Origin of the sequence: Pseudomonas sp. OV546 (genome assembly GCF_900116845.1) — a bacterium.
GTDB lineage: Bacteria > Pseudomonadota > Gammaproteobacteria > Pseudomonadales > Pseudomonadaceae > Aquipseudomonas > Aquipseudomonas petroselini.
Genome location: NZ_FPCE01000001.1, coordinates 781572 through 794124 on the forward strand (window position 1 = coordinate 781572; position 12553 = coordinate 794124).

Sequence of the window (12553 nt, forward strand, 5' to 3'; positions counted from 1 at the left end):
GCCGATCGCTGTCACAGAACCGTCATCCCCCACCCCTAGCGTGCCCTCCCAGTTGCCGGGCCCGTTGCCTGGCGCCAACGGATTCTTGGGGAGGATTGCATGTACAAGCGCACCGGGCTCGTCAGCTTCACGCTTACCGCCTTGGCCCTGGCGATGGCCAGCGAGCGGCTGAATGCGGCCGACGCGGCCACCACCGAGCACGTCGAAGTGGTTGGCCAGGCGGCGGCCATGGACCAGGCACTCAAGGAGCAGCGCAAGTCCGACAGCATCAAGAGCGTGGTGCATGCCGACGGCGTGGCCCAGTTGCCGGATGAAAACGTCGCCGAAGCGGCGCAGCGCCTGCCAGGCATCAGCGTGGAGCGCGACCAGGGCGAAGGGCGCTTCGTCAGCGTGCGTGGCCTGGGCCCGGACCTCAACAGCGTGACCATCAACGGCACCCTGGTGCCCGCGCCGGAAAGCGCGCGGCGCGCCGTCGCACTGGATGTGCTGCCCTCGGAACTGGTGCAGTCGCTGTCGGTGATCAAGACCCTCACGCCGGACATGGACGCCAACTCCCTCGGCGGCACGGTCGATGTGCAAAGCCTGTCGGCCTTCGACCACAAGGGCTTGTTCTACACCGGCAGTACCGAAGCCAGCTACGACAAGAACACGCGCCAGACCAGCCCGAAATTCTCCGGTGCGGCCAGCAACCGTTTCAGCCTGGGCGACGGCATCGACAACTTCGGCGTGGCCGCCGCGCTGAGCTGGCAGAAGCGTGACTTCGGCTCGGACAACGTCGAGACCGGCGGCGCCTGGGACTTCACCGACGGCGCCAAGCTCAATGAGTTCGAACAGCGCGACTACGACATCAGCCGCGAACGCGCAGGCGGCGGCCTGAACTTCGACTACAAGCCCGACGACCTCAGCAGCTACTACCTGCGCACCCTCTACAGCCGCTACACAGACACCGAAACCCGCAACGCCGCCAGCCTCGAATTTGCCGACCCCCAGGCACCTGGTGAGTTGGGCGACGCCGAAGCCAAGCGCAAGCTGAAAAACCGCGAAGAAACCCAGGAAATCCAATCCTACGTGTTTGGCGGCGAACGCATGCTCGGCCTGTGGACCCTGAGCGGCCAGGCCGGCTACAGCCAATCCAGCGAAGACAGCCCGGCGCACATCGCCGGTGCCACCTTCGACGGCGGTGACTTTGCCAACAGCGGCTTCTATGACCAGGACAAACCACGCCCGATCATCGGCAGCGGCTTCTACGACGCGCGCAATTTCACCCTCGACAAAGTCGACTGGGAAAAACAGAACACAAAAGACACCGAGAAAAACCTGCGCCTGGACCTGGCCCGCGACTACGACCTGAGCGGCTATGCGTCCCAGGTGAAATTCGGCGGCAAAGTCAGCCGCCGCCACAAAGACAACGACCTGGAAGCCTGGGTCTACAAAGACTTCGACACCCTCGGCTTCAGCGCCGACCAACTCAACCTCAGCCAATTCCAGAAGGGCAGCGTCGACTACCGTCTCGGCAACTACGGCCCCGGCATCAGCCCCGGCGCTATCAAGCAGCTGATCGGCAGCCTCAACCCGGCGGACTTCTATGACGAGACCGAATCACGGGTCAACGACTTCACCATTCGTGAAGACATCAACGCCGGCTACCTGATGAACACCGTCGATATCGACGACTGGCGCTTCATCGCCGGCCTGCGCTACGAGGGCACCGAGTTTGAAGCCAAGGGCACCGGCGCCACCGATGGCGTGTTCACGCCGACCGAGACCAAGCGCCGTTATCACCACTGGCTACCGGGCCTGCATGCGCGCTACCAGATCGACAAGAACACCCAGGTACGCGCGGCCTGGACCAAGTCGGTGGTGCGCCCGACCTTCGGCCAATTGGCGCCGGGGTTTGTCATCGACGATGACGAAGCCACCTTTGGCAACCCGGACCTCAAGCCCCTGGAGTCGAGCAACCTGGACCTGGGCATCGAGCACTTCATGGGCCGCGCCGGCACCGTCTCGGCCTTCGTGTTCTACAAAGAGATCAAAAACTTCGTCTACAACACCGACCTCGCCGGTACCGGCGCCTGGACCAACTTCGCCGAGGCCCACACCTACGCGAATGGCGACAGCGCCAAGCTCTACGGCCTGGAACTGGCCTACTCACAGAAATTCGACTGGCTGCCTGCACCGTGGAACGGCCTGCTGATCGGTGCCAACAGCACGTTCAGCCGCTCCAGCGCCGACATCGAAGGCTTCGACAGCACCAGCGGGACGAACCGCAAGCGCAACATCAGCCTGCCCAACCAGTCCGACACCGTCGGCAACCTGATGCTCGGTTGGGAAGACGACAAGCTCAGCCTGCGCGTCTCGGCCAACTACAAATCGGCGTACCTCTATGAGCTGGCCTCGATCAACGACAAGGCTCACGACCTGCACGTCGACGCACAGACCTTCGTCGACTTCAGCGCGCGCTACTCGCTGACCAAGAACCTGCAAGTCAGCTTCGAGGCGCAGAACCTCACCGATGAGTCGTACTTCGTCTACACCGGCCACCGTAGCTACAACGGCCAGTACGAGGAGTACGGCCCCACTTACAAGCTGGGCCTGACGTTCACCCATTTCTAACCCACACCTCGATTCCAATGTGGGAGGGGGCTTGCTCCCGATGGCGATGGGTCAGGTACATATTTATTGGCTGATACACCGCTATCGGGAGCAAGCCCCCTCCCACATGGATCTCCATTGCTTTCGAAGGATTTGTTCGTTCATGAGAATCTCCAAGCTGTACCTGCTGATCGCGTTGGCCGCTTGCTCACCGGTAATGGCCGCCGACCTGGCGCTGACGCCTTGGGCACCCAGCCTGAATGCCGAAGCCATGGCCTTCCTGCCCAACGGCAGCGAACGCCTGGCCGCCGGCACCCGCGACGGCCTGCAACTGCTCGACAAAAACGGTGCCGAACTGGCCCGTTTCACAGGCAATTTCAGCAGCCTCGACACCCGCGTCGTCGGTGCCCAGGTGCTGGTGGCCAGCCTCGACAACGACCGCCAACAGGCCTTGCTGATCAGCCTCGATGCGTCCACCAAGACCTTTGGCCAACTGCTGTACCTGCCCACCCGCGATTACCCGGTGAATGGCCTGTGCCTGTACCGCGACGGGGCGGCCAATCTGTTTGTGTTCCTGGTGGGCGAGGAGGGCAAGGGCGAGCAATGGCTGGTAGGCAACGGCTCGACGTTGCTCGCCGAAGCCCAGCGTGTACGCGGCTTGCCGCTGCCACCGTCGGCGCAGTTCTGCCAGGTGGATGACGCTACCCAGCAACTGGTGGTGAATGAAGAAAACGTCGGCTGGTGGGCCTACCCGGCGCACCCGGAAGCCGATGTCAAACGCGCCCCGGTCGCCCTGTTCGACAACCCCAAGCGCGAAGCCGGCGCCATGGCGCTGGTACCGGGCGGTGTGGTGGCGCTTGACCCCAAGACCGCCCAGTTGCACCTGTTCCAGCACAGCGGTGAGCGTTGGGTCGAGCAATCGAGCCTGACGTTGCCAGGTCTCAAGGAACCGGAACAACTCAGCGTTAATGGCCAGCACCTGCTGGTGCGTGATGACGACACCGGCAAGCTGTATCAGGGCACACTCAACTGGCAAGCCAAACCTGTGGCGGCCGCGCCGGTACTGCCGGAAGTCGCTGCGCTGCGCCAGACCGATCCAGTCGGCCGCCAGGGCGATGCAGCGGATGACCCGGCGATCTGGATTCACCCCACGCAGCCGGAAAAAAGCCGCGTGCTCGGTACTAACAAGAAGCAGGGCCTGCTGGCCTATGACCTCGACGGCAAGCTGTTGCAGGAACTGGCGGTCGGCCGCCTCAACAACGTCGACGTCCGCCCCCACTTCAAGCTCGGCGCGCACACCGTCGACCTCGCCGTGGCGAGTAACCGAGATCGCAACAGCCTGAGCCTGTTCAGCATCGACCGCCAGAGCGGCGAACTGCGTGAAGCCGGTGAAGTGCCGACGCCGCTCAAGGACATCTACGGTATCTGCCTGTTCCAGCCCGCCGGCGGGGACCTCTACGCCATCGCCAACGGCAAGGACGGCACCTTCCTGCAATACCGCCTCAGCGCGCCGGATGGCCGTGTGCAGGGCGAGCTGGTGCGCCAGTTCAAGGTCGACAGCCAGCCCGAAGGCTGCGTGGCCGATGACCAGCGCCAGCGGCTGTTTATCGGTGAAGAAGATGTCGGCGTGTGGGCGGTGGATGCGCGTGCCGACCAACCGGCCACGCTCACCAGCGTGATCAAGGTCGGCCCGCAACTGCAGGCGGATGTCGAGGGCCTGGCGCTGTACCAGAGCGATAAGCGCGATTACCTGGTGATCTCCAGCCAAGGCAACGACAGCTATGTGGTGGTGGATGCCGAGCCGCCGTTTGCCACGCACGGTGCTTTTCGCGTGGGCCTGAACGCCGCCGCCGGCATAGACGGCGCGTCGGAAACCGATGGCCTGGAAGTCACCGCCCTCAACCTCGGCGGGCCCTGGAGCCAAGGCATGCTGGTGGTGCAGGACGGGCGCAAGCGCATGCCCGAGCAGACCCAGAACTTCAAGTTCGTGCCGTGGGCGGAGGTGACCCGCACACTGAAATTACCCTGAACGGTCATCAGCCGGTCATCACTTTTTAATCGAATAGGAGCCTAACCATGCACGCGACGATGGAACATATGACGATCTGGGGTTTGATCAGCGACGCCAGCCTGTTGGTCAAGGCCGTGATGGTCACTTTGCTGCTGGCGTCCTTGCTCAGTTGGTACCTGATCATCCAGCGCGGCAGTGTGCTGCGCCGCCTGGAGCGCCAGTTGAACGGCTTTGTGCGGCGCTTTCGTGCCGCGTCCGATCTGCAGCCGCTGTACCGCGAAACGGTGCAGGCGGGCGAGGGCGGCATTGCGCCGATTTTTATCGCAGGCGTGCAGGAATACCAGCACCTGCACAGCCATGATCCGGCCGTGTTGGAAGGTGTCGAACGTGCGTTGCAGGTAGCGATCACCGAGCAGGAAATCGAGTTGGAAAAGGGCCTGCAATTCCTTGCGACCGTGGGCTCGGTGAGTCCCTACATCGGTCTGTTCGGTACCGTGTGGGGGATCATGAATTCCTTTATCGGCTTATCCCAGGTCCAGCAGGCGACGCTGTCGACGGTGGCGCCGGGCATCGCCGAAGCGTTGATCGCCACCGCCATCGGCCTGTTTGCCGCCATCCCGGCGGTGATCGCCTACAACCGCTTCGCGGCACGCGGCCAGACCTTGCTCACCCGCTACTACGCCTTCGGCAATGAACTGCAAGTGCGTCTGCACCGCACCTTGCGCGGTACGCCGATCAACCTGGCCGTGGCCGCCTGAACAAGGAGCAAACCGATGTTGACCAGGCCGCAACGCAAGCACGGGCCCAAGGCTGAGATGAATGTGGTGCCTTACATCGACGTGATGCTGGTGCTGCTGGTGATCTTCATGGTCACCGCGCCGATGTTGACCCAGGGCGTGAAGATCGAACTGCCCAAGGTCGCCGCCGAAGCGCTGGCCACCGACACCCGCCAGCAGATCCTCACGCTGTCGGTGAAGGCCGACGGGGGTTACTACTGGAACCTCGGCGGCGAGCTCGACACCCGGCACCAGACCGACAGCGCCGTGACCCTGGATGAAATGGGCGCCAAGGTCATGCAGGTAGTGGCGGCGCGCAGCGACACCCAGGTGTACATCCGCGCCGATGACAACGCCGGATACGGCCGGGTGGTCGCGGCCATGGCGGTGTTGCAGAAAGGTGGTGTGAGCAACTTGGGGCTGGTGACCGAGGCCCCGCAATGACGGCGATGATCATGCACAGTCCGACGTTAACGATGGCGCACGGGCAACCGTCCGGGTTCTGGAGAAACAGCTTCGCGGCGAGCCTGGCGGTGGCGCTGCACGTGGGCGTGCTGGCAGCGCTGATGCTGGGTGGGTCAACAGAAAAAACGCCGGTGCAAGCACCCAGGGTGATGCATACCCAGTTGGTGATGATGCCACCTGCGCCTGTTCCTGCTCCCGCACCTGAGCCGGTGGCCCTCACACCTCCGGAGCCCGTCGCTGTTCCCGTACCGGTGAAGCCCACCGTCGATCCGCAGATCCAGGCGCAGAAACTTGAGAAGGCCGCCTTGGCGCGCAAGCGTGTCGAAGACAAGAAAATCGAGCAACAACAAGAACGCTTGGCGACTGAACAGCGCAACCGCGAGCTGGAGCAACAGCGAGTGAACCAGGAACGCCTCGCCGCTGAACGCGCCCGCCCCGCAGCACCCGCCCCCGCGCCAGCCTTCGACAGCCGTCAATACCAGCCCTTGAGCAAGGAAGCGCCGGATTACCCCGAGCGTGCCCTGGAGAAGAACATCGAAGGCGATTGCTCAGTCGAATACACCGTCAACATTCAGGGCCGTGTGGAAAACCCCAGGGTGCTCGACGGCTGCCACCCGCTGTTCATGCGACCTTCATTGGCGGCGGCAAATACCTTCCGCTACCAGCCACGGATTGTTGATGGAAAACCCGTGCCCGTGCCAGCAGTGCGCAACACGTTCCACTACCGCATCAAGTAGCCCACCTTTATGCGTTATGGGGATGATACTTTTTGCCTGACCACAATATCCAATGTGGGAGGAGGCTTGCTCCCTCCCACCTGTTGATTGCTGTTCGGCGTTATGAATTCGCCAGGTTCTCCAACGTCCGACCGTCGATATACCGCTCCAGGTTCGCCAAAAACGTATCGGCAATCTCGTTGCGGCTATTGGTCGAAATCGCCGATGTGTGCGGCGACAACCTCACCCTTGGATGGGTGTACAACGGATGCCCATCCGGCAACGGCTCCGGCTCGGTTACATCCAGCGATGCCAGCCCGATCTGCCCGTTATCCAGCGCTTCCAGCAGCGCCTCCTGGTCCAGCAAGCCACCCCGTGCAATATTGATCAAGTGCAGCCCTGGCTTGGCGCTGCCCAGCACATCACGGTTGATGATATGCCGTGTGGACTCGGTCAGCGGTGCCGCCACCACTAGGTGATCGGCGCGCGCGAACAGGTCGTGAATGTCCTTGGCGGCCTCAACCCCCGTGCTGAACGGCGTCGGACTTTGACGCAGCGCCACCACCTTGATCCCCAAGGCCAGGGCTTTTTGCGCCAGGCTTTCGCCAATCGCACCAAACCCCAGGATGCCCAGCGTCGTGCCCTTGAGCGGGCGCAGCGGGGTGAATTGCCACTGGGCGTCCTTCACCCAGATCTCCGGTAGATGCTTGGACGCGGCAAAGATCGCGGCCAAGGCAAATTCGGCCAGGTTGTCGGCGGCACTGCCGCGCGAGGTGGTCACCGGCGGCCCGTTGAACAGCCATTGCGGGTAGAAGTCGATGCCCGACGACACCAGGTGCACCCACTGCGCGCCGTACGGCCAGCCCGGTGGCGGCGTATCCGGCGCGGTGTAGCCACGCACGTTGATCGGGCGCAGCAATAGAATGTTGGCCTGGGGCGGCAGGTCGCTGGGTACGCCCACGGGTACGCCGATCACTTGCGCGCCGGGGTGGATCGAGGCCAGGCGCTGGCGGATCACGTCGTTGTAATCTTCGTCCAGCTGGCTGGCAATAATCACCTGGCTCATGGGCGTTCCTTGTGGCGTTGGGCGAAGACGGCTTTGCCGACACCTTGCAACACGGCGTCGTTCTGCGGGGTGTGCACGCGGCTGCAGAGTACATCGCGGTAATGCCGTTGCAGTGGGCTATGGCGCGACAGGCCTGGGTTACCCGAGGCCTCGATGGCCAGCTCCACGGCGCGGATGGCGTTGTGGGTGACCAGGTACTTCAACTGCGCGGCATTGGCCGACGGGGTATGGCCTTCGGCCGCGGCGTCGAGCAGGCTGCGGTTGGCAAACAGCAGGGTGTCGATGTGGCCGACGGTTTCCTGGAAGCGCGGCAAGGTCGACAGCGCGGCGCCAAGGTTGGACGGCTGGCGCTCTTCCAGCCAGTTCACCAGCCAGTCCCGCGCGGCCTGGGCCACGGCGTCGTACACCGAGGACAACAACACCGACATCCACAGGAAACCCTCGCCGTCCAGCTCCGGCGAGGGCGCGCTCCACGGGCTGACGCTGACGGCGTGATCGAGTGGCACCCGCACGTTGTCGAGCACCACTTCGTGGCTGCAGGTGGCGCGCATGCCCAGGTGGTCCCAGGTGTCGATGATGCTCACGCCGGGGCTGTCTTTTGGCACCAGCCAGGCGCCGACCAATGGATCGGCGTCATCGCTGCGTGCCCACACGCTGAACCAGCTCAGGCCATGGCTGCCGGTGGAGTAGATCTTGCGTCCGCTGATGCGCCAGCCTTCGGCCGTGCGCACGGCGGTCGTCGCCGGCAGGCCGCCACGGGCCGGGGTGCCCAGGTCGGGCTCGACGCGCAGGGCGTTGATCAGGGCGCCGTCGCGCACAGCGTCATTCGCCACTTGCGTGCGCAAGTGCGCCGGCCACGTCTTGCTGTCTTGCAGGCGTGTGTGTTGCAGGTACTGCATCACCAGGATCAGCGCGGTGGACGGTTCGCCCTTGGCAATCGCACTGATCGCCTTGCGCGCCTGGGGCAGGCTGGCACCGCCGCCGCCCAGGGACTTGGGCACCGTGAGGGCGACCAGGCCGTGTTCGTGCAGCAACGTGAAGTTGGCATGAGGGAAGGCGCCGCTCTCGTCATAGAGGTGCGCGGTGCTGGCCAGCTCGGTGCTGAGGCGTTCGAGCAGGGCTTCGAAGTTGGCGACTTCCACGGAGCGCAGAGACGGTTGAGACGATGAAGTCATGATGATTGTACTCGGTCAAAATGTGGGAGCTCAGATAGCGATGCGTACAGGCTGCTCGCCCAACAACCGCTCCACGGCCTGCAGCACCGGCTCAGCTTCAGTGCGCACCAGCCAATCCGGGCTCACCTCCACAAACGCCACCGTGCCGTCCCCGGCAATCACCACCACCGTCGGTTGCGGCAACTCCCAGGTACCGGTGCCGGTGGTTTCGCCAAGGTGATTGCCCTTGGCCAGGGCGGCATTGCGCGATGCCTCATCGGCGCTGTAGAGAATGCCCAAGCGTCGGCCGAGGGTGTTGTCGGGGTCACTGGCCACCTGCAGTTGCAGGGTGTGCCGGGTCTTGATTTCGACCAGGCGCTCAGGCACTTGCGGGCTCACTGCTACCAGCGGCACGCCCAGTTCGCGCAGGCGGGGGTAGAGCTGGCGTTCGTAATAGGGCAGGGCGATGTTGCACGCCGGGCAGCCGGCAAAGCGGAAGAAAATCAGCACCGCCGGACCGTCCGCCAGCAGCAGGTCGCGGTTGAGTTCACCGCCTTCTACCGTGAGCAGGGTGAACGAGGCCAGCTCATCGCCGACCTGCACGTAGTCGTCGGGGCGCGCTTCATCCACCAGGCGCTGGCGTTGGTCGATATTGACCTGCAACGCTTCCGGCGCCCAGGTGGCGACACGTTCGGCGTGCAGGTCCGCCAGTTGACGGTTGAGGGATTCACTCATGCCAGCGCCTCCTGTTTTTCTTCAACCTCGGCGGCGACGCTGTAGCGGTTGGCCGGTACGTCCAGGCCCAAGTTGTCGCGCAGGGTATGGCCCGTGTATTCGCTGCGGAACAGGCCGCGTTGCTGCAACACCGGCACCACCCATTCGGTGAAATACTGCAAACCGTCCGGCAGCACCGAGTTGATGATGAAACCATCGCTGGCGCCGGTCTCGAACCAGGCCTGGATCGCATCGGCGACTTGCTCCGGGGTGCCGACAAAATCACGTTTTGGCCGCGAAAAGTGCAGGGCGACTTCACGCAGGGTCAGGCCTTCGTCCTTGGCCAGTTGTTTGATGCGGTCGGAGCCGCCTTTCTGGCTGTTGGAACCGAGGTCGCCGAGCTCCGGGAACGGCGCGTCCAAGGGATATTTGCTGAAGTCGTGATCGTTGAACGGGCGGCCGAGGGCGACGATTGCGTCTTCCACGGTGACCAGGTCGACGGCTTGCTGATAGCGGCTTTCCACTTCAGCCTCATCGCGGCCGACGATCGGGCGGATGCCCGGCAGGATCGACAGGCTTTGCGGGTCGCGGCCAAAGCCTTTGGCGCGGCGTTTCAGGTCTTGGGAATAGGCCAGGCCCTCTTCGATGCTGTCCACGTGCACAAAGATCGCATCGGCGTTCTGCGCGGCAAAGTTGCGCCCATCCTCCGAGGTGCCGGCCTGGAAAATCACCGGTTGGCCCTGGCGCGAGCGCGCGATGTTCAGCGGGCCTTTCACCGAGAAGAAATCGCCCTTGTGGTTGAGTGCATGCAGCTTGCTCGGGGCAAAAAACTCGCCGGTCTGTTTGTTGTAGGTAAAGGCATCGTCTTCCCACGAATCCCACAGGCCCTGGACCGTGTTCACGTGTTCCTTGGCGATGCGGTAACGCACGGCATGGGGTGGATGCTCGGCCTTGCTGAAGTTGTCAGCGGTGCCGCTCAGCCACGAGGTGACCACGTTCCAACCGGCGCGGCCGCCGCTGATATGGTCCAGGGACGAGAACTGACGCGCCACCTGGTAGGGCTCGGTGTAGCTGACGGTCACGGTGGCGACCAAGCCAATATTCGTGGTGATCGCCGCGAGTGCCGACAGGATGGTCAGCGGCTCGAAACGGTTGAGGTAGTGCGGGCTGGACTTGGCGTGGATGTGCAGGCTGTCGGCGATGAAAACGAAGTCGAACTTGGCGGCTTCGGCCAATTCAGTCTGCTGCTTGTAGAAACCGAAGCTGGTGCTGGCATTCGGTTGGGCGTTCGGGTGGCGCCATTCGCCCCAGCCGTGTCCCACGCCGTGGACCATGGCACCCAGTTTCAAATGACGTGGTTTTGCTTGATGTGGCTTGCTCATGTTCTGCTCCTGTTAGCGCGATGCTTGGGAAAGGGGGGCACGCTTGGCGTTGAAGCTCTTATCGAAGCCCTGTGACACGTCGATGTGCTGGGTCAGCAGGCCTTCTTTTTGATAGGTATCGGCGGTCGCTTGCAGGCCGCTGATGACGGAGTCGTCGATGGCGACCGGGGTCAGGTGGGTGTCCTTGGCCACCTCGATGTGCACGGCCAACGGCAGGCCAGTGATCTTGGCTTGGGCGGCGGCGTACTCATCAGGGTGGGTGTTGGCCCAGGCGTAAGCGCGGTCGACGCGTGCGACAAAGTCATCCAGTTGCGGGCGCTTGTCGGCGATGGCTTTTTGGGTGGCCGCGAGGTACAGGTGGTTGCTCAGCAGCTTGTTACCACTGATCAACACGCGAGCCTGGCTTTGCGAAGTGACCACGGTGGTGTACGGGTCCCAGGTGGCCCAGGCATCGACAGTGCCGTTATCCAGCACCAGGCGTGATTCGCTGGGCAGCAGGAAAATGAACTGCACATCCTTGGTGGTCAGGCCGGCGGTGGCCAGGGCCTTGATCGCCAGGTAATGGCCGATGGAACCGCGCCCGGTGACGATCTTCTTGCCCTTGAGGTCGGCGACGGTCTTGATCGGCGAGTCCTTGGGCACCAGCAAGGCAGTGGTGTTGCGCCCTTCGGCGTGGATGATGCTGACCACCTTGAGCGACGCGCCGGCACCCAGGGCGAACACATAAGGCGCATCGCCGAGGGCGCCGATATCCACGGCGCCGGCATTCAAGGCTTCGCCCAGGGGCGAGGCGGACGGGAATTCCGACCACTGGATCTCGTAGGGCACGTTTTTGGTTTCGCCGGAGACTTCCAGCAATGCCTTGATCGTGGATTTCTGGTTGGCCACGCGCAGGGATTGCAGGTCGGCGGCGTGTGCGCTGCCGATCAGGCCGAAGGCGAGGGCGGTACCCAGGAGCAGGCGTTTGAAAGGGGTGGTAAGGACCATGGGATGCAGGCTCCAGGCAGATCAAGAAAGGGTTTGATTACCTCCGCCTGGAGAAGGGGTCGGTGCATGGGTTAACGTTATGCCCATAAAAACGCGCTGTGAAGTTCTTTTTGGTTATAAGTTAATTATTAAAATATTTGATTATGTGTGAGTTGATTATTCGATAATTGCATTTGTTGGCGCATTGCGCGCCAAGGCGAATATCCCGTCAGGGGGAATTTTTGTGGTGAGCAGGCTTGCCCTGCGCTGGGGGGCGGAGCGGCCCTGTCAATGTCGCCGGGTTTTTTCGGGTAGAACTTCGGTGGCTGGTTTTGGGGCTGCTTCGCAGCCCAGCGCAGGGCAAGCCTGCTCACTACAGGGGGGCCTTGCCATTGGGGTAACAGGAACAACCTGGCCTGCGCCAGACAGGAGCAAATGCACATCAGGGGGGGGCTTTTTGTGGTGAGCAGGCTTGCCCTGCGCTGGGGGGCGGAGCGGCCCTGTCAATGTCGCCGGGTTTTTTCGGGTAGAACTTCGGTGGCTGGTTTTGGGGCTGCTTCGCAGCCCAGCGCAGGGCAAGCCTGCTCACTACAGGGGCGCCTTGCCATTGGGGTAACAGGAACAACCTGGCCTGCGCCAGACAGGAGCAAATGCGCATCAGTGGAGGGCTTTTTGTGGTGAGCAGGCTTGCCCTGCGCTGGGCTGCGAAGC

At 63.1% G+C, this 12553-nt stretch carries 10 protein-coding genes; 5 read left to right on the top strand and 5 right to left on the bottom strand.

Annotated features, from left to right (window positions below; all coding sequences use genetic code 11):
• Positions 1–99: 99 nt before the first annotated feature.
• The 5 genes from BM403_RS03710 (at position 100) to BM403_RS03730 (ending at position 6581) form a co-directional block, all read left to right on the top strand.
• The gene (locus BM403_RS03710) at positions 100–2613 is read left to right on the top strand and encodes a TonB-dependent receptor (RefSeq protein WP_093541617.1); all 2514 of its coding nucleotides are present in this window, start codon (positions 100–102) and stop codon (positions 2611–2613) included.
• Between the two features lie 142 nt (positions 2614–2755).
• Positions 2756–4621 (top strand): phytase, encoded by a 1866-nt coding sequence (locus BM403_RS03715; protein ID WP_093541619.1) that lies wholly within the window; start codon positions 2756–2758, stop codon positions 4619–4621.
• A 47-nt stretch (positions 4622–4668) separates the two neighbouring features.
• On the top strand, positions 4669–5361 hold the full coding sequence (gene tolQ, locus BM403_RS03720) for a protein TolQ (RefSeq protein WP_012724840.1): 693 nt from the start codon (positions 4669–4671) through the stop codon (positions 5359–5361).
• Between the two features lie 15 nt (positions 5362–5376).
• A complete protein-coding gene (gene tolR / locus BM403_RS03725; RefSeq protein ID WP_012724839.1) occupies positions 5377–5823 on the top strand; it encodes a protein TolR in 447 nt (148 codons plus the stop codon).
• Entirely contained in the window at positions 5820–6581 is a 762-nt protein-coding gene (locus BM403_RS03730) for a TonB family protein (RefSeq protein WP_093541621.1), read from the top strand. The genes tolR and BM403_RS03730 overlap by 4 nt, the downstream gene beginning before the upstream one ends.
• A 100-nt stretch (positions 6582–6681) precedes the next feature.
• Here BM403_RS03730 and BM403_RS03735 read toward each other — a convergent pair whose 3' ends face one another.
• Genes BM403_RS03735 through BM403_RS03755 form a run of 5 tightly spaced genes read right to left on the bottom strand, consistent with a single transcriptional unit; the run spans position 6682 to position 11863 of the window.
• On the bottom strand, positions 6682–7626 hold the full coding sequence (locus tag BM403_RS03735) for a D-isomer specific 2-hydroxyacid dehydrogenase family protein (RefSeq protein ID WP_093541623.1): 945 nt from the start codon (positions 7624–7626) through the stop codon (positions 6682–6684).
• Positions 7623–8801, bottom strand: coding sequence for an acyl-CoA dehydrogenase family protein (locus BM403_RS03740; protein WP_012724836.1), 1179 nt, complete (start codon positions 8799–8801; stop codon positions 7623–7625). Before BM403_RS03740 ends, BM403_RS03735 begins: the two co-directional genes overlap by 4 nt.
• A 30-nt stretch (positions 8802–8831) precedes the next feature.
• Positions 8832–9515, bottom strand: coding sequence for a peroxiredoxin-like family protein (locus BM403_RS03745; protein WP_093541625.1), 684 nt, complete (start codon positions 9513–9515; stop codon positions 8832–8834).
• Positions 9512–10876, bottom strand: a complete 1365-nt coding sequence (locus tag BM403_RS03750) for an LLM class flavin-dependent oxidoreductase (protein WP_012724834.1) — start codon at positions 10874–10876, stop codon at positions 9512–9514. The genes BM403_RS03745 and BM403_RS03750 overlap by 4 nt, the downstream gene beginning before the upstream one ends.
• A gap of 12 nt (positions 10877–10888) precedes the next feature.
• Positions 10889–11863, bottom strand: a complete 975-nt coding sequence (locus BM403_RS03755; protein WP_093541627.1) for an ABC transporter substrate-binding protein — start codon at positions 11861–11863, stop codon at positions 10889–10891.
• Positions 11864–12553 lie beyond the last annotated feature (690 nt).

Coding starts and splice junctions, on each gene's coding strand:
- BM403_RS03730 (WP_093541621.1), top strand. CDS start 5,820: ATGACGGCGATGATCATGCACAGTCCGACGTTAACGATGGCGCACGGG.
- BM403_RS03715 (WP_093541619.1), top strand. CDS start 2,756: ATGAGAATCTCCAAGCTGTACCTGCTGATCGCGTTGGCCGCTTGCTCA.
- BM403_RS03710 (WP_093541617.1), top strand. CDS start 100: ATGTACAAGCGCACCGGGCTCGTCAGCTTCACGCTTACCGCCTTGGCC.
- BM403_RS03750 (WP_012724834.1), bottom strand. CDS start 10,876: ATGAGCAAGCCACATCAAGCAAAACCACGTCATTTGAAACTGGGTGCC.
- BM403_RS03735 (WP_093541623.1), bottom strand. CDS start 7,626: ATGAGCCAGGTGATTATTGCCAGCCAGCTGGACGAAGATTACAACGAC.
- tolR (WP_012724839.1), top strand. CDS start 5,377: ATGTTGACCAGGCCGCAACGCAAGCACGGGCCCAAGGCTGAGATGAAT.
- BM403_RS03745 (WP_093541625.1), bottom strand. CDS start 9,515: ATGAGTGAATCCCTCAACCGTCAACTGGCGGACCTGCACGCCGAACGT.
- BM403_RS03740 (WP_012724836.1), bottom strand. CDS start 8,801: ATGACTTCATCGTCTCAACCGTCTCTGCGCTCCGTGGAAGTCGCCAAC.
- tolQ (WP_012724840.1), top strand. CDS start 4,669: ATGCACGCGACGATGGAACATATGACGATCTGGGGTTTGATCAGCGAC.
- BM403_RS03755 (WP_093541627.1), bottom strand. CDS start 11,863: ATGGTCCTTACCACCCCTTTCAAACGCCTGCTCCTGGGTACCGCCCTC.